Annotated in this window: 15 protein-coding genes; 11 read left to right on the top strand and 4 right to left on the bottom strand. The window is 63.0% G+C overall.

The window, feature by feature from the left end; translation table 11 throughout:
• Window positions 1-65 precede the first annotated feature (65 nt).
• Window positions 66-1,907: a glutamine--fructose-6-phosphate transaminase (isomerizing) gene (gene glmS, locus NMB43_RS20705; RefSeq protein ID WP_494350072.1), complete on the top strand. Its 1,842-nt coding sequence runs from the start codon at window positions 66-68 to the stop codon at window positions 1,905-1,907.
• A 1-nt stretch (window position 1,908) separates the two neighbouring features.
• Here glmS and gyrB read toward each other — a convergent pair whose 3' ends face one another.
• The 3 genes from gyrB to dnaA all read right to left on the bottom strand — a co-directional run bounded on the left by gyrB (window position 1,909) and on the right by dnaA (window position 7,209).
• Window positions 1,909-4,395, bottom strand: coding sequence for a DNA topoisomerase (ATP-hydrolyzing) subunit B (gene gyrB, locus NMB43_RS20700; protein WP_494350071.1), 2,487 nt, complete (start codon window positions 4,393-4,395; stop codon window positions 1,909-1,911).
• A 95-nt stretch (window positions 4,396-4,490) separates the two neighbouring features.
• On the bottom strand, window positions 4,491-5,594 hold the full coding sequence (dnaN, locus tag NMB43_RS20695; RefSeq protein WP_494350070.1) for a DNA polymerase III subunit beta: 1,104 nt from the start codon (window positions 5,592-5,594) through the stop codon (window positions 4,491-4,493).
• Window positions 5,595-5,805: 211 nt separating this feature from the next.
• Entirely contained in the window at window positions 5,806-7,209 is a 1,404-nt protein-coding gene (gene dnaA, locus NMB43_RS20690; RefSeq protein ID WP_494350069.1) for a chromosomal replication initiator protein DnaA, read from the bottom strand.
• A gap of 376 nt (window positions 7,210-7,585) precedes the next feature.
• On the opposite strand from dnaA, the gene rpmH reads away from it, so the two are divergent.
• From rpmH to NMB43_RS20650, 8 genes are all read left to right on the top strand, one after another.
• The gene (gene rpmH / locus NMB43_RS20685) at window positions 7,586-7,723 is read left to right on the top strand and encodes a 50S ribosomal protein L34 (protein ID WP_494350068.1); all 138 of its coding nucleotides are present in this window, start codon (window positions 7,586-7,588) and stop codon (window positions 7,721-7,723) included.
• 44 nt (window positions 7,724-7,767) lie between these two features.
• The gene (gene rnpA / locus NMB43_RS20680; protein ID WP_494350067.1) at window positions 7,768-8,112 is read left to right on the top strand and encodes a ribonuclease P protein component; all 345 of its coding nucleotides are present in this window, start codon (window positions 7,768-7,770) and stop codon (window positions 8,110-8,112) included.
• Window positions 8,109-8,318 (top strand): membrane protein insertion efficiency factor YidD, encoded by a 210-nt coding sequence (gene yidD, locus NMB43_RS20675; protein WP_494350066.1) that lies wholly within the window; start codon window positions 8,109-8,111, stop codon window positions 8,316-8,318. The genes rnpA and yidD overlap by 4 nt, the downstream gene beginning before the upstream one ends.
• A gap of 34 nt (window positions 8,319-8,352) precedes the next feature.
• Complete coding sequence (gene yidC, locus NMB43_RS20670; RefSeq protein ID WP_494350065.1) at window positions 8,353-10,014, top strand: membrane protein insertase YidC; 1,662 nt, start codon at window positions 8,353-8,355, stop codon at window positions 10,012-10,014.
• On the top strand, window positions 10,001-11,347 hold the full coding sequence (gene mnmE / locus NMB43_RS20665) for a tRNA uridine-5-carboxymethylaminomethyl(34) synthesis GTPase MnmE (RefSeq protein ID WP_494352175.1): 1,347 nt from the start codon (window positions 10,001-10,003) through the stop codon (window positions 11,345-11,347). Before yidC ends, mnmE begins: the two co-directional genes overlap by 14 nt.
• Window positions 11,348-11,355: 8 nt before the next feature.
• Window positions 11,356-11,715: a hypothetical protein gene (locus NMB43_RS20660; protein ID WP_494350064.1), complete on the top strand. Its 360-nt coding sequence runs from the start codon at window positions 11,356-11,358 to the stop codon at window positions 11,713-11,715.
• A gap of 3 nt (window positions 11,716-11,718) precedes the next feature.
• Entirely contained in the window at window positions 11,719-12,486 is a 768-nt protein-coding gene (locus NMB43_RS20655) for a sulfite exporter TauE/SafE family protein (RefSeq protein ID WP_494350063.1), read from the top strand.
• A 127-nt stretch (window positions 12,487-12,613) separates the two neighbouring features.
• On the top strand, window positions 12,614-13,879 hold the full coding sequence (locus NMB43_RS20650) for a PQQ-dependent sugar dehydrogenase (RefSeq protein WP_494350062.1): 1,266 nt from the start codon (window positions 12,614-12,616) through the stop codon (window positions 13,877-13,879).
• Between the two features lie 106 nt (window positions 13,880-13,985).
• On the opposite strand, the gene gntR is transcribed toward NMB43_RS20650, so the two are convergent.
• The gene (gntR, locus tag NMB43_RS20645; RefSeq protein ID WP_494350061.1) at window positions 13,986-15,002 is read right to left on the bottom strand and encodes an HTH-type transcriptional regulator GntR; all 1,017 of its coding nucleotides are present in this window, start codon (window positions 15,000-15,002) and stop codon (window positions 13,986-13,988) included.
• 175 nt (window positions 15,003-15,177) lie between these two features.
• On the opposite strand from gntR, the gene NMB43_RS20640 reads away from it, so the two are divergent.
• Together NMB43_RS20640 and NMB43_RS20635 are read left to right on the top strand one after the other, a co-directional pair.
• The gene (locus NMB43_RS20640) at window positions 15,178-15,726 is read left to right on the top strand and encodes a gluconokinase (RefSeq protein WP_494350060.1); all 549 of its coding nucleotides are present in this window, start codon (window positions 15,178-15,180) and stop codon (window positions 15,724-15,726) included.
• Between the two features lie 64 nt (window positions 15,727-15,790).
• Entirely contained in the window at window positions 15,791-16,306 is a 516-nt protein-coding gene (locus tag NMB43_RS20635; protein ID WP_494350059.1) for a TRAP transporter small permease, read from the top strand.
• Window positions 16,307-16,313: the final 7 nt, after the last annotated feature.

The raw sequence follows: 16,313 nt of genomic DNA, 5'->3' as shown, positions 1-16,313 counted from the left end.
ATGCGCTCACTTTCCTGCTCTCTCCACCCACAGGCGATTAGCAGGCCACCCAAAGGAGTCTTGCCATGTGCGGTATCGTCGGCGCCGTTTCCCAACGCAACATCGTCCCCATCCTGGTCGAAGGTCTCAAGCGCCTCGAATACCGTGGCTATGACTCCTGCGGCGTCGCCGTGCATCAGGACGGCGCCCTGCGCCGCGCCCGCAGCACTTCGCGCGTGGCCGAACTCGATGCCCTGATCGAGCAGGACGGCGTAGCCGGCTTTACCGGCATCGCCCACACGCGCTGGGCCACCCACGGCGCCCCGGCGGTGCATAACGCCCACCCGCACTTCTCGCCCAGCGACGCCAACGCGCGCATCGCCCTGGTGCACAACGGCATCATCGAGAACCACGACGAATTGCGCCGCGCCCTGCAGGCCAAGGGCTATGTGTTCTGCAGCCAGACCGATACCGAAGTCATCGCCCACCTGGTCGACTCGGTCTACGAGGGCGACCTGTTCGACGCGGTGAAGCGCGCCACCCTGCAGCTCAAGGGTGCCTACGCCATCGCTGTGTTCTGCCGTGACGAACCGCATCGCGTGGTCGGTGCGCGCGAAGGCTCACCGCTCGTGCTGGGCGTGGGCCAGGATGAAACCTTCCTCGCCAGCGACGCCATGGCCCTGGCCGGCGTGACCGACCAGATCGTCTATCTCGAAGAAGGCGACGTCATCGACCTGCAACTGGGCCGCTTCTGGATCGAAGCGCGCAACGGCAAAGGCGGCTTTGCCAGCATCGAGCGCCCGGTGCGCACCGTGCACGCCCACACCGGTGCCGCCGAGCTGGGCCCGTACCGTCACTTCATGCAGAAGGAAATCTTCGAACAACCGCGCGCCATCGCCGACACGCTGGAGGGCGTCGAAGGCATCACGCCGGATTTGTTCGGTGAAGAGGCCGAGCAGGTGTTCAGCCAGATCGACAACGTGCTGATCCTCGCCTGCGGCACCAGCTACTACTCCGGCTGCACCGCCAAGTACTGGCTGGAGTCCATCGCCGGCATCCGCACCCAGGTCGAGATCGCCAGCGAATACCGCTACCGCGACAGCGTGCCCGACCCCAAGAGCCTGGTCGTCACCATCTCGCAATCCGGTGAGACCGCCGACACTATGGCTGCGCTCAAGCACGCGCGCAGCCTCGGCATGCAACAGACCCTGACCATCTGCAACGTCGCCACCAGCGCCATGGTGCGCGAGTGCAAGCTGGCCTACATCACGCGCGCCGGCGTGGAGATCGGCGTCGCCTCCACCAAGGCCTTCAGCACCCAGCTCGCCGGCCTGTTCCTGCTCACCCTTGCACTCGCCAAGACACGCGGCCGCCTCAGCGAAGAGCAAGAAGCCGAACACCTCAAGGCCATGCGTCACCTGCCCGTTGCCCTGCAAGCCGTGCTCGCGCTGGAGCCGCAGATCATGGCCTGGGCGGAGGACTTCGCAAAGAAGCAGAACGCCCTGTTCCTCGGCCGTGGCCTGCACTACCCGATCGCACTCGAAGGCGCGCTGAAGCTCAAGGAAATCTCCTACATCCACGCCGAAGCCTACCCCGCCGGCGAACTCAAGCACGGCCCGCTGGCCCTGGTCGACAGCCAGATGCCCGTCGTCACCATCGCCCCCAACGACGCACTGGTCGACAAGCTCAAGAGCAATATGCAGGAAGTGCGTGCACGTGGAGGCGAGCTCTACGTCTTCGCCGACGCCGACAGCCGCATCGAGAGCGAAGCCGGCATCCATGTCATCCGCATGCCGGAACACTACGGCGCACTCTCGCCCATCCTGCACGTCGCACCGCTGCAACTACTGGCGTATCACACCGCCTGCGCGCGCGGCACCGATGTGGACAAGCCACGCAACCTGGCGAAGAGCGTGACGGTGGAGTGACTTAGACGTCGATGTTGCGTGCGTACAGCGCGTTGCTCTCGATAAATTCGCGACGCGGCTCCACCTGGTCACCCATCAGCGTGGTGAAAATTTCGTCGGCGGCGATGGCGTCGTCGATCTGTACGCGGAGCAGGCGGCGGACGGCGGGGTCCATGGTGGTTTCCCACAGTTGCTCGGGGTTCATTTCGCCCAGGCCTTTGTAGCGCTGCTTGCCGAGGTTGCGTTCCACTTCGTTGAGCATCCAGCTGATGGCTTGTTCGAAGGTGCTGACCGGGGCGCTCTTGTCGTTGCGGGCCATGCTGGCGCCCGGGCCGATGAGGCCGGTAACGAGCTGGCTGGCGCGGCGGATCTGCGCGTAGTCCCCGGAGACGAGGAAGTCCTGGTCGATGTAGCTGCGCTTGATGTTGCCGTGGTGCATGCGCTCCAGTGCGAGCTGCCAGGATTCCTTGACGTCGTCATAACGCGGCACGACGGTCAGGCCGGCCGGCGCATGGGCTTGCAGGCGGGCGGCGGAGGCGCGGGTGGCGGCTTCGTCGCTGAGGTCGAGCTCGATGTCGTGTTCCAGGGCTGCGTGCAGCACTTCGCTGTCGATGTAGGAGGCGAGGCGCTTGATCACGGCCTCGGCCAGCAGGTAACCACGGGCAAGCTCACCCAGGGCATCGCCTTCGATGGCTTCGGCACCTTCGCGCGGCGTGAGCCGCGCGCCGTCGAGCGCGAGACGCAGCAGGTGAGCGCCCAGTTCGTGGTCGTCCTTGATGTACTGTTCGCTCTTGCCGTGCTTGATCTTGTACAGCGGCGGCTGGGCGATGTAGATGTGGCCGCCTTCGACCAGCTCAGGCATCTGGCGGTAGAAGAAGGTCAGCAGCAGGGTGCGGATGTGGGCGCCGTCAACGTCTGCATCGGTCATGATGATGATGCGGTGATAACGCAGCTTCTCGGGCTTGTAGTCGTCCTTGCCGATGCTGGTGCCCAGCGCGGTGATCAGCGTGGCGATCTGTTCGGACGAGATGAGCTTGTCGAAACGCGCGCGTTCGACGTTGAGCACCTTGCCGCGCAGCGGCAGGATGGCCTGGAACTTACGGTCGCGGCCTTGCTTGGCGGAGCCGCCGGCGGAGTCACCCTCGACGATGTAGAGCTCGCACAGTGCGGGGTCGCGTTCCTGGCAGTCCGCCAGCTTGCCCGGCAGGCCGACGCCATCGAGCACGCCCTTGCGGCGCGTCATTTCGCGCGCCTTGCGGGCAGCTTCGCGGGCACGGGCGGCTTCGACGATCTTGCCGCAGATGGTCTTGGCGTCGATCGGCTTTTCGAGCAGGTATTCCGCAAGCTTCTCGGCGACGATTTCTTCCACCGCCGGGCGGGCTTCGGAGGAAACCAGCTTCATCTTGGTCTGCGAAGCAAACTTGGGATCGGGCATCTTCACTGACAGCACGCAGGCCAGGCCTTCACGCATGTCATCGCCGGTGATGTCGACCTTGGCCTTCTTGGCGATCTCGTTTTCTTCGATGTACTTGTTGATGACGCGGGTCATCGCGGTGCGCAGGCCGGTGAGGTGGGTGCCACCGTCGGATTGCGGGATGTTGTTGGTGAAGCACAGCACCGATTCCTGGTAGGAGTCGTTCCACTGCATGGCGACTTCGACCGAGAGTTCCACGTCCTGCACGCTGCCGGTGGTGACCTTGGTAGTCCCCGTGGCATAGAAAACGTTGGGGTGCAGCACGGTCTTGGCGCGGTTGATGTAGTCGACGAAACCCTTCACGCCGCCGGAGAAGGCGAAGTTCTCTTCCTTGTTGTTGCGCTGGTCGACGAGGCGGATGGCTACGCCGTTGTTGAGGAAGGAGAGCTCGCGCAGGCGCTTGGCGAGAATTTCGTAGTGCCATTCGATGTTGCCGAAGATTTCTTCATCGGCCATGAAGTGCACTTCGGTGCCGCGCTTCTCGGTGGTGCCCAGCACTTTGAGCGGAGAGACTTCGACGCCATTCTGGATTTCGATCAGGCGGTCGACCGGTTTGCCCTGGTTGAACTCCAGGAAGTGCTTCTTGCCGTCGCGACGGATAGTCAGGCGCAGGAACTTGGACAGCGCGTTCACGCAGGACACGCCAACGCCGTGCAGACCACCGGACACCTTGTAGCTGTTCTGGTTGAACTTGCCGCCCGCGTGCAGCACGCACATCACGATCTCGGCCGCGGAGCGCTTGGGCTCGTGCTTGTCGTCGAACTTGATGCCGACCGGGATACCGCGACCATTGTCGGTGACGGAGATCGAGTTGTCGGTGTGGATGGTCACCACGATGTCATCGCAGTGGCCAGCCAGGGCTTCGTCGATGGCGTTGTCGACGACTTCGAACACCATGTGGTGCAGGCCGGTGCCGTCGGACGTATCGCCGATGTACATGCCGGGGCGCTTGCGGACGGCTTCGAGGCCTTCAAGCTGCTGGATGGACGATTCGTCGTACTCGTTGCTGGGTTGCGGCTTTTGCTCTTCGGACATGGTGGCCAATCGAAAAGGTCAATCAGGGCTCAAGCGGTGGATCGCGTGAGGGTTTTGCGTCTTCTGGCCGAAGGCCAGTCGACGCAATTTTTTTATCAGATACGCATCGGCATCACGACAGCCTTGAAGCTGGTGTCGTTGGGCAAGGTGAACAGCGCGGAGGACATCGGTTCGTTGAGATGAATCTCGACTTCCTCGGCGTTTGTGTTGTTCAGCACGTCCAGTAGGTAGGTCACGTTGAAGCCGATCTCCAGCGCATCGCCCTGGTAGTCGACTTCCAGCTCTTCCACGGCTTCTTCCTGCTCGGCATTGGAGCTGATGATCTTCAGGCTGCCGGATTCCAGCACCACACGCAGGCCGCGGAATTTCTCGTTGGTCAGGATCGCGGCACGTTGCAACGACAGCAGCAGGGGCAGGCGCTGTGCCTTGATGAGTTTCGGGTTGCCTTGTGGCACCACGCGCTCGTAGTCGGGGAACTTGCCGTCGATGAGCTTGGTGATCAGTTCGATCGGGCCGAAGCGGAAGCAGGCCTGGTTGCCAGTGATGGTGATGTCGACCGGGTCTTCGCTGTCGGCCAGTTGGCGCGCGAGTTCCATCACGGTCTTGCGCGGCAGGATGACTTCGGTGTGGGCCACGGCTTCGTCCAGCGTCGTAGTCGCCAGGGCCAGGCGGTGACCGTCGGTGGCCACCATGCGCAGCACATCATCGCTGGCCACCATCAGCAGACCGTTGAGGTAGTAGCGGATGTCCTGGGCAGCCATGGCATAGGCCACGGAGGCGAGCTGGGCCTTGAAGGCCTTCTGCGGCAGGCGCACGCGCACGCTGTTGCCTTCGTTGAGCTGCATGCGGGGGTAATCGGCCGCCGGCAGGGTCTGCAGCGCAAAACGGCTCTTGCCGGCGCGCAGGGTCAGTTTCTTGTCGTCCAGCACCAGGCTGACTTCGCTCTCGGAAGGCAGGGCACGCAGGATGTCCTGCAGCTTGCGCGCACCCACCGTGATGGCGGCTTCCTGTTCGCCTTCGGCAAGGGAATGCGTGGTGATCTGGATCTCGATGTCGGTGGCCAGCAGGGTCAGTGCGTTGCCGCGCTTTTCGAGCAGGACGTTCGACAGGATGGGCAGGGTATGCCGCTTTTCAACAATGCCCGAGACTGATTGCAGTGGAGCCAGCAGCGCATCGCGTGTTGTTGTTAATAGCAGCATTTATAAAAACTCCTGATGATTGTTTACGTTGGCAGTCTGTTGTGGATAAGCCGGTTTTTGTTTTTTGAAACAGTTACTTAAGCCTGTTCATGAGCTTGTTGGAAAGCACCAGGATTGCGTGTGGGCGAGTGGGGATGATTCCTGGGCGCGACGCCACGCAAGGGTTTGTCCACATTTTGCACAGGCGCGATAAGTATCTTGTCCACAGCTTTCAACCCCGCAAAACCTGGGTCAGGACGTGCAGGTCGTGGTTGAGCTGCTGGTCGGTCAGGCGCAGCTCGGCGATGGTACGACAGGCATGCAGCACGGTGGTGTGGTCGCGTCCGCCGTAGACCTCGCCAATGGCGGGCAGCGAGGCGGGAGTGAGTTCCTTGGCCAGATACATGGCGACTTGGCGTGGCCGCGCGATGTTGCGGGTGCGCTTCTTCGACAGCAGGTCGGCCAGCTTGATCTTGTAGTAGTCGGCGACCGTCTTCTGGATGAACTCTTGGGTCAGCGTGCGGTTGAAAGCCGCCAGCAGGTCACGCAGGGCCTCGCGGGCCACTTCCAGCGTGATCTCGCGGCCATGGAAGCGGGCGTAGGCCACGACCTTCTTCAGCGCGCCTTCCAGCTCACGCACGTTGGAGCGCAGGTTCTTGGCGATCAGGAAGGCGACGTCGTCGATCAGGTTGATGCCGTCGACGGCGGCCTTCTTCTTCAGGATCGCGACGCGCATCTCCAGCTCGGGCGGCTCGATCTGCACCGTGAGGCCCCAGTCGAAGCGCGAGACGAGGCGGGCTTCGAGGCCGTCGATTTCCTTCGGATAGGTATCGCAGGTGATCACGATCTGCTTCTTTGCCTCAGTCAAGGCATTGAATGCATGGAAGAATTCTTCCTGTGTCCGGCTCTTGTTGTTGAAGAACTGGATATCGTCGATCAGCAGCAGGTCGAGCGAGCGGTAGTAACGCTTGAACGCGTCAAAACCCTTGTGCTGGTAGGCGCGGACCACGTCTGCTACGTAGTCTTCGGCATGCACGTAGCGCACCACCGCGTCCGGGTTCTGGCGCAGGACCTCGTTGCCGATGGATTGCAGCATGTGGGTCTTGCCCAGGCCCACACCGCCGTAGATGAACAGCGGGTTGTACGAGGTGCCGGGATTGTGCGCGACCTGCATGGCGGCGGCGCGCGCCAGGTCGTTGGCACGGCCGGTGACCAGGGTATCGAAGGTGAAATCGGTGTTGAGCCGGGTCTTGTCGCGGTTGCCGCTCGTGTTCAGGGTGGCGATTGCAGGGGCAGCAGCGGGTTTTTCGCTGGCGGCCGTAGGGCCGGACGTCGTTGCCGGAATCTGGCGGGCGGCGGGCGTCTTTGCAGCCGGCTTGGGCTTGCTCTCGCCATTGGCAGACAAGGCGATGCCCACGGTCACGTCGGTACCGAAGAATTCCTCGGCCAATTGTTCAATGCGGCGCAGGTAGCGTTCGCGCACCCATTGCAGTACGAAGCGATTCGGCGCCAGCAGGTTGAGCGTCGCACCCTCGCTGGCGTCCAGGCTCAGCGCACGGATCCAGGTATTGAACTGCTGTTGAGGCAGTTCCTGTTCCAGGCGATCAAGACAGGCGTTCCAGAAGGTTTCGCTCACGGCGGAGTTCGGTGCGTTTTTCAGTGTGGTTGCAGTGGCTAGGCCAGCTTGGGTGGCCTGATCGCCGGGTGCTTCCACACGACCGCAAGGTCCCGAAACGCCATTTGCCGGCCATGGGTGGATGGCCGGCGAGGGATCGTGGACTGATGCAGGCTTTGGCGTGGATCGCAGCAAGCGAGCTAGGGCCTGGCGCGGCGGGGAACGATGGTTCTTGGCTGTGTCGGACCATTTCGCCACCCCGTCGGCGAGCGTGCGATTTTACTCTCGACCAGACAAATTATCCACAGGCGGATGTTGCCAGGGAGAGCCTTTTTTCTTGACAAACATGGATTTAGCTGATTGAATCGCGCGTTTCTCCTGGACAGAAGAAAGCATCATGAAACGTACTTACCAACCCTCAGTCGTGCGCCGCAAGCGCACTCACGGTTTCCTGGTCCGCATGTCGACCAAGGGCGGCCGCAAGGTCATCAACGCACGTCGCGCCAAGGGCCGTCACCGTCTGGCTCCTGTGTGAGCCTGGATGCGTGTTAGTGCGCTGGATCGGAGCCCGAGGGACCGATGCCAGACCTGAAGTTCAGGCCGGTGTTCCGGCTACGCAAAACGGATGAGTTTTCATCCGTTTTTGCTTTCCGGCGTACCCTGCGCAGCGACCACTTCATGCTGCATTACCGCCCGGCAGACGGCGAGTCGGCCCGGTTGGGCGTGGTGGTGGCGAAGAAGATGGCGCGTGCTGCTGTGCTGCGCAATCTGGTCAAACGCCTGGCGCGCGAGCGCTTCCGTCACTTGCGCGCAAGCTTGCCGGCCTACGATGTGATCCTGCGTGCCAATCGTCCGCTGGCCAGTGTGCCGCGCGCGGAACTGCGGCGGCAGATCGAGCGGCTTCTTGAAAGACTGATCCGGTGAAACCTTTGTTTCTGGCCTTGATCAAGCTTTATCGCTATGCGATCAGCCCGCTTCTGGGCAACAATTGCCGCTTTCATCCGTCCTGCTCGGTTTACGCGATCCAAGCCATTGAAAAATATGGAGTGTTGAAGGGGTTGGCGCTCGCCGTAAGACGTGTTTCGCGCTGCCATCCGTGGTCGGATGGCGGTTACGATCCAGTACCCTGATCACTCTCACCATTCTGTTCCACCTTCCCCGCTCATGGACAATAAACGTCTGATTTTGATAGGTATTCTTTCCTTCTCCCTGCTCATGATCTGGGAGAACTGGCAACGCGCCCATGCGCCCAAGCCGGTGCAGACCACGAGCGCTGCAGCCAGTCAGGCTAACGCGCTGCCGGCGCCGATTGCCCAATCCGGCGCTGTGGCTGGCACGCAAGCTGATGCACCGGTGCTCCCGGCGGCTGCCACTGATTACGCTTCCGCCCCCAAGGCAGTGGTCAAGACCGATCTGTTGCAGGTGGAAGTGTCCGCGCTTGGCGGCGACGTGATCCGCGCTGAGTTGCTGAAGCACAAGGCCTCGGGCGACGCGAGCCAGAATTTTGTGTTGTTCGAGGAGAAGGGCAAGCACACCTACCTGGCCCAGAGCGGCTTGTTGGGCGAAGGGCTGCCGAATCACAAGACCGTCTACCAGATGCAGGGCGGGGAATACCAGCTCAAGGATGGGCAGGACAAGCTTGAGCTGCGTCTGAAGGCCGCACCGGTCAATGGCGTGGCGGTGGACAAGGTGCTCAGCTTCAAGCGCGGGTCTTATGTGGTGGATGTGGCCTATGAGCTGAGCAACCAGCGCGCCGAGCCGCTCACGACGACCGCCTACTACCAGTTCGCACGCGATGGCCAGGGTGCCGAGACGACGACTGGCTTCATGGGCGGCGTGACTACCTTTACCGGCCCGGCCTTTTACACCGACGAGAAGAAGTTCCAGAAGGTGGCCTTCTCCGACATCGACAAGGACAAGGCGAGCTTCCAGAAGGAGGCCAAGGATGGTTGGATCGCGATGGTGCAGCACTACTTCGTGGCCGGCTACCTGCCGCAGGGTGAGCTGCAACGCGAGTTCTTCGTACGCAAGCTGAGTCAGGATTTTTACTCGGCGGGCGTCAAGCTGCCGGTGGAAGTAGCGGCCGGCCAGAAGGCCAGCATCTCGGTGCCGATGTACGTCGGGCCGCAGGAGCAGAACAAGCTGAAGGAACTGGCGCCCGGTTTCGACCTGGTGGTCGATTACGGCTGGATGACCATGATTGCCGTGCCGCTGTTCTGGCTGCTGTCGGTGATCCACACCTTCGTGGGCAACTGGGGCTGGGCGATCATCATCCTGACCATCCTGGTCAAGGCGGCTTTCTTCCCCTTGTCGGCGACCAGCTATCGTTCGATGGCCAAGATGAAGACGCTGATGCCGCGCATGAAGCAGCTTCAGGAACGTTACGCCAACGACAAGATGAAGATGAACCAGGAGCTCATGGAGCTCTACAAGAAGGAGAAGGTCAACCCGATGGGGGGCTGTCTGCCTATCCTGGTTCAGATTCCGGTGTTCATGGCCCTGTACTGGGTGCTGCTGGGCGTGGTTGAGATGCGCCAGGCGCCGTGGATCCTGTGGATCACCGACCTGTCGGTGAAGGACCCGTTCTACGTGCTGCCCATCATCATGGGTGTGTCGATGCTGGTGCAGACCAAGCTGAACCCTGCACCGCCCGATCCGATGCAGGCCAAGGTGATGATGGCGATGCCCTTCATCTTCACCGTGATGTTCCTGTGGTTCCCGTCCGGCCTGGTGCTGTACTGGGTGGTGAACAACATCCTGTCGATCGCGCAGCAGTGGTACATCACGCGTCAGATCGAGGCGGGAGTCGACGCTGCCAAGGCCTGAAACCGACACCATTGCAGCCATCGCGACGCCACCCGGTAAGGGTGGGGTCGGGGTGCTGCGGGTGTCGGGTCATAAGCTGCTTGAATTTGCTTGGCGCCTGACCGGGCGTGAACCCAAGCCCCGCACGGCAACATTGGCGCATTTCAAGGATGCCGCTGGTGACACGCTGGATGTGGGGCTTGTGCTTTTTTTCCCCGCCCCGCATTCCTATACCGGCGAGGACGTGTTGGAGCTGCAGGGCCATGGTGGCCCGGTCGTCATGCAGATGCTGCTGGCGCGCTGTCTTGAACTGGGGGCGCGCCTCGCTCAGCCCGGTGAGTTTACCCGGCGCGCCTTTCTCAACGAGAAGCTGGATCTGGCCCAGGCCGAGGGCGTCATCGACCTGATCGATGCAAGTACGGCGGCAGCGGCCCGATCTGCTTTGCGTTCCTTGTCCGGCCGTTTCTCCGAAGAAGTTCACGCCTGGCGCGATCGCCTGGTCGACTTGCGTATGCTGGTCGAAGCCACGCTGGATTTTCCTGAGGAAGAGATCGACTTCCTGCAGGCCGCTGATGCCTTCGGACGATTGGACAAACTGGTTGCTGAGTTGGAAGCCATGCTTGATCGCGCGCGTCAGGGCAGCTTGTTGCGCAATGGTGTGCACGTTGTCTTGGCGGGTCAGCCCAATGTCGGCAAGTCCAGCCTGATGAACCAGCTGGCTGGCGATGAGCGGGCCATCGTGACCGAGGTGGCCGGCACCACGCGCGACGTGTTGCGCGAGACGATCCAGATCGAAGGCATTCCACTGCACATCATCGACACGGCCGGGCTGCGCAGCACGCAGGACCAGGTCGAGAAGATCGGCATTGCGCGCTCATGGAAAGAGATCGAGCGAGCCGATGTGATCCTGCGCCTGGTCGATGCCCGTCATGGGATCAGCGATCAGGATCACGAGATCGACGCGGCCTTGCCGACCGATGTGCCGGTGCTGTGGGTGTTTAACAAAGCCGATCTGGTGAAGCGTGAAGCCCGTTTGGAAGAAGTGGATGGCCAACGTCGCCTCTATCTTTCGGCTTTGACTGGCGAGGGGCTGGCCTTGCTGCGTCAGGAGTTGCTGCGTATTGCGGGCTGGCACCAGCATGGCGACGATGTGATCCTGGCGCGTGAGCGCCATCTGGCCGCCTTGCGCTCTGCTCTGGAACATTGTGATCGCGCGCGTGGCTTGGCGAATCAACTGGATCTGATGGCAGAAGAATTGCGACTGGCTCAGGATGCGGTGGGAGAGATCACCGGAGAGTTCAGCGCGGATGATTTGTTGGGCGTGATCTTCTCGCGCTTCTGTATTGGTAAATAGGTTCAATCATGGCAGCAGAGTTCGAGCGCTACACAGAGCACGCGGTGCGAATCGCCCACGAGATTGAAGGGCATCTCGTGGCGCTGGGCTTGGATTGGCGTGACGAGCAGGAGATGCGGGAACTGGCCCGAGAGATCCTCGACCTGAAGGACCCACGTAAGGCCGGTAAGGACACCGAGGACCCCTGGCAACGCAAAGCCAGAGTCGAGTTGCATGGACTGGTTGGTTTGATGCTGCAGACCATGACCGAGAGCGCCACCGTTGGTTACGAGGTTCACGGTGGCGAGTGCTGGAAGGCATTGGCTCGAGCCTTGTGGGCAGAGAAGGAAGCAGGCGAGGGTGCTCCTGTTTCACGTGGAACACAGTAAGGCATGCTCGAACAACTTCCCTTGTTGTTGGCTGGTGCGTTCCTGGCCGGCTTGGTAGATGCAGTCGTTGGCGGTGGCGGTCTGATTCAGGTGCCGCTGCTACTGGCCTGTTTTCCCCAGTACTCCATCGCCGTCCTGTTCGGCACGAACAAGCTGGTGAGCATCGCCGGCACCAGTAGCGCGGCCTTCACCTACGCACGTCACGTCAAGCTGGACTGGAATGTCTTGCTTCCAGCGTGTGCTGCCGCTCTCGTAGGGTCCGCGCTAGGTGCCAGCGTCGTGTCCTTCCTTCCGCCTTCGGCACTCAGACCCATGGTTCTGGTGTTGCTGATTTGCGTAGCCATCTACACCGCTTTTCGCCCGGCCTTCGGTGCTGCGCACACCACCGGGGTGGTAGGGCGGCATGTCGTCGCGGCTGCAAGTGTGCTGGGTTTGCTGATCGGGTTCTACGATGGATTCTTCGGACCGGGCACTGGCAGCTTCCTGATCTTCATCTTCGTACGCTTGTTCGGCATGGACATGCTGCATGCCTCGGGCAGTGCCAAGATCATCAATGTGGCGACCAACCTGGGCGCGCTCGCCTGGTTCGTCAGTCACGACGGAGTACTGTGGGGGGTGGCTGCAGCAATGGCGCTGGCCAACGTACTCGGTGCGCAGGTGGGAAGTCGGGTCGCCCTGTGGAAGGGAAATGGCTTCGTACGCTGGGTGCTGTTGATTGTCGTGTCGGTGTTGATCGTCAAGCTGAGTCTGGACCTGTACCGAACGTACTGAGCTGTTTCACGTGGAACACACGGGGGCTGAACGCTCTTGCTCCGGGCCGGTCTGACGCCTGTCACCCGAGCCTTGCCGCTACCCGGGCTGGCATCCATCCTGAAATCCCCAGCCCCCGGAGAACACGATGCATCCCCTGTCCCTCCACGCCCGTCTGCGTTCCTCCCTGCGTCGGCCCGCCCCGGCTGCCTGCGCGACCGCACTGTTCCTCCTGCTTCCCGCTTGCGGTGGGGGCGGTGGGGGCGGCACGAGCGAGCCAGCACTCAGTGCTAGCGGTTCCTCCGGTTCATCGGGCAGCACGGGGAGCAGCTCCGGCAGTGCCTTGCCCCAGACCTGCAATGCCGTGACTGCCAGCCCCGCACCGGGCACCCTGAGCATCACACCGGTGGTCTCGGGCCTGGTCAATCCCTGGGCCATCGCCTTCCTCCCGGATGGCCGCATGCTGGTCACCGAGCGCGGTGGCAACCTGCGACTGGCGACGACCACGGGCGATCTCAGCGTGCCCTTCACTGGAGTACCAAGCGTGTATGCCTCGGGGCAGGGCGGCTTGCTGGACCTGATTCTGGACCCGGCCTTCGACAGCAACAGCACGATCTACTTCGCCTACTCGGAAGGCAACGCATCCGCCTCCGGCACCGCCGTGGCACGCGCAGTGGTCAACCTCAATACGCGCACCCTCAGCAATGTCACGGTGATCTATCGCCAGACGCCCAAGACCACCGGCTCCGGCCACTATGGTGCACGCCTGGTGTTCGGCACGGATGCCAAGCTGTACATCGCGCTGGGCGAGCGGCAGAAATTCGACCCGGCGCAGAATCCGCTGCAGAGTCTGGGCAAGATCGTCCGCCTCAACCCGGACGGCAGCGTGCCCGCCGACAATCCCTTCGTCGGTAATTCGGCCTACCTGCCGGAAATCTGGAGCCTGGGCCACCGCAACCCGCAGGGTATGACGCGCCACCCCACGACGGGCCAGTTATGGACGGCCGAGCATGGCGCCATGGGCGGCGACGAGATCAACACTCCGGAGCGCGGCAAGAACTACGGCTGGCCGGTCATCAGCTATGGCCTCAACTACGACGGCACGAAGATCGGCGAGGGTACGACCAAGGCCGGCATGGAGCAGCCGCGCTGCTACTGGGACCCCTCCATCGCGCCGGGCAACATGGTCTTCTACACCGGCGGCAAGGTGGCGGCCTGGGCAGGCAACCTGTTCGTCGCCGCGCTCAAGGATGGCTCCTTGAACCGCCTCACACTCAACGGCAACCAGATCACCGGCATGCAGCGCATCAACGTCGGCAAGCGGGTGCGCGAGGTACGCCAGGGGCCGGATGGTTGGCTCTACCTCGCCACCGACGAGAGCGCCGGGCAGATCCTGCGCGTCAGCGTGCAGTAGGGTCTGGAAAAGGCTGGGTTATGCCCTCGGCCGCGTATCCCGGAGACACTGGATTCCTGCCCCCGATCGGGTCGAGGGCAGGCTCTACGTAGGAATGACGGAGCGCTCAGGTGCTGCCGCGCGGAACCAGGCGGTAGGGCAGGCTCACACTGGCAGGGTCCGGGCGCTGGCCTTGCATCAGTTGCAGCAGCATCTGGGCGCCGGCACTGCCGATCTCGCTGCGTGGGGTGTGGATCGTGGTCAGCGGGGGCGCCATCTGCTCACTGCCCGCCAGGTCGTTGAAACCGGCAATCGCGATCCGCGCCGGCACCGCGATGCCCAGGCGTTGGGCGGCGAGCAGGGCGCCCTGTGCGAGGTCGTCGTTGTTGAAGAACACCGCGTCGGCATCCGGGTGGTTGGCCACCAGGGTCTCCAGCAAGCGCCCACCCAGGGCCATGGACGAGCGCTCGGGGCTTAGCAGCTCCAGCCGTGCGTCGTAGCAACCCGCCGCGCGCAGAGCCTGGCGATAGCCCTCGGCGCGCTGCAGCGTACGCGGATCGAGCTGGGCGGCGGCATACGCGATGCGGCGATAGCCGCGCGACAGCAGATGCTCAGTCATCGTCACGCCGGCTTCCAGTTGCGAGAAGCCGACGCAATGCACGTCCGGCGCCGCCGTGGTCTCCATCAGGTGTACGCAGGGCACGCCGCTGGCGGCGATCAGGCGTCGCGCCGCCTCGGTGCGGTCGAAGCCGGTCACTAGAAGGCCGGCGGGGCGGTGCGCCAGGTAGTTGCGCAGCAGCAGCTCCTCTTCGGCCGGATCGTAGTGGGTCACCCCGATCATGGGCTGGAAGCCGGCGGGGTAGAGCACACGGTGCACCGCCTCCAGCAGATCGACGAACAGCGCATTCGACAGCATCGGCACCAGCACCGGCACCTGGGTGCTGCGCGCGGTTGCCAGCGCCTGCGCCGCCGGGTCGGTCACATAGCCCAGCTTGTTGGCTGCCTCCTGCACTCGGCTGGCCAGCTCGGCGCCCACGGCGCGCCCGCCATGTAAGGCGCGCGAGGCCGTGATGCGGCTGACGCCGGCTTCGCGCGCGACGTCGTCGAGGGTGATGCGTCCGGTGGAACGGCTTTTCCTGGCCATGGGTGAAGGTAAAAAGTAGTGCTACGTGTAATCCCTAGGCGCAATTATCTCAGCGCTTGACTAGGATAGCGCTATCCATCCGCATCTGCTAATGCGGAAAACCCTTTAAGCACCGATCAGGCCTGCTTCATGAATCCCCTTGCTGTCATCAACCCCCTTCAGGAACTTCGAACGAATGGATAGCGCTACCCAAACAAGCCCGGCGGCTGCCCAGCCTGCCAAACCCCACAGCCTGGTGGTCATGGGCGTGGCTGGCTGCGGCAAATCCACCGTTGGTGAAGCCTGTGCCCAGCGCCTGGGCTGGCGACTGATCGAGGGTGACGACTACCACTCGGTCGAGGCGGTGCAGAAGATGCGCAGTGGCATCCCGCTGACCGATGCCGATCGCGCCGGCTGGCTGGACCGCCTGGGCGCCCTCCTGCAGGCCGCTACGCTGCCCGGTGGCGAGGGCGTGGTGCTGACTTGCTCGGCCCTGCGCAAACCGTACCGCGAGCGTCTGCGTGCGGCGGCGCCGGGCCTGCGCTTCGCCTTCCTGGACCTGAGCCAGGAGGCCGCCGAGGCGCGCGTGGCTGCCCGCCCGGGTCACCTGTTCCCGGCCAGCCTGGTGGCCAGCCAGTTCGCCACGCTGGAGCGGCCCGAGGGTGAGCCCGGCGTGCTGCGCCTGGACGCCACCGCAACTCTCGCCCAGCTGACTGAAGACATCGCCGCCTGGCTGGGCCAGTGAGACCAACACTGAGACCAAATTTGAGAGAACGCCCGCCACTACAGCGAGCCCGATAGGAGACAACATGAACCCAAGCGATTCCCCACCGCGCCGCATTAGCCTCGTGCGCCACTTTGCCGAAGCCTGCATGGCCATCTGCCTAGCGGTCATGGTGGTGGCTGTTTTCACCAATGTCGTGCTGCGCTACATGTCCGGCACCGGCATCGTCGTCACCGAGGAGCTGGCGCGCCTGCTCTTCGTGTGGCTGGTGTCGCTGGGCGCCATCCTGGCCTCGGCCGACAACAAACACCTCGGCTTCGACCTCCTGGTCACGCGCCTGGGGCCGGTGAGCGCCGCCGTGTGCCGCTGGCTCTCGCGGGTGCTCACGGCCATTGCGCTGGGCTACCTGATCTGGGGGGCTTGGCAACAGGTCGTGGTGGGCATGGATTCCCACAGCCCGGTCATGAACTACCCCTTGGCCCTGACTGCCGGCGGCATTCTCGTCATGGGCTTGGCCATGGCGGTACTGCTGCTGATCGACATCTGGCAGGGGCTGCGCGGGCGGGACCACGCGGTCGCCGCGCCCAGCCACCTGGAATGAGGACGAC

The sequence above is a fragment of the Uliginosibacterium sangjuense genome (assembly GCF_059132465.1).
The sequence above is the reverse complement of the archived record's forward strand: the minus strand, read 5'-3'. Positions and strand labels throughout refer to the sequence as shown.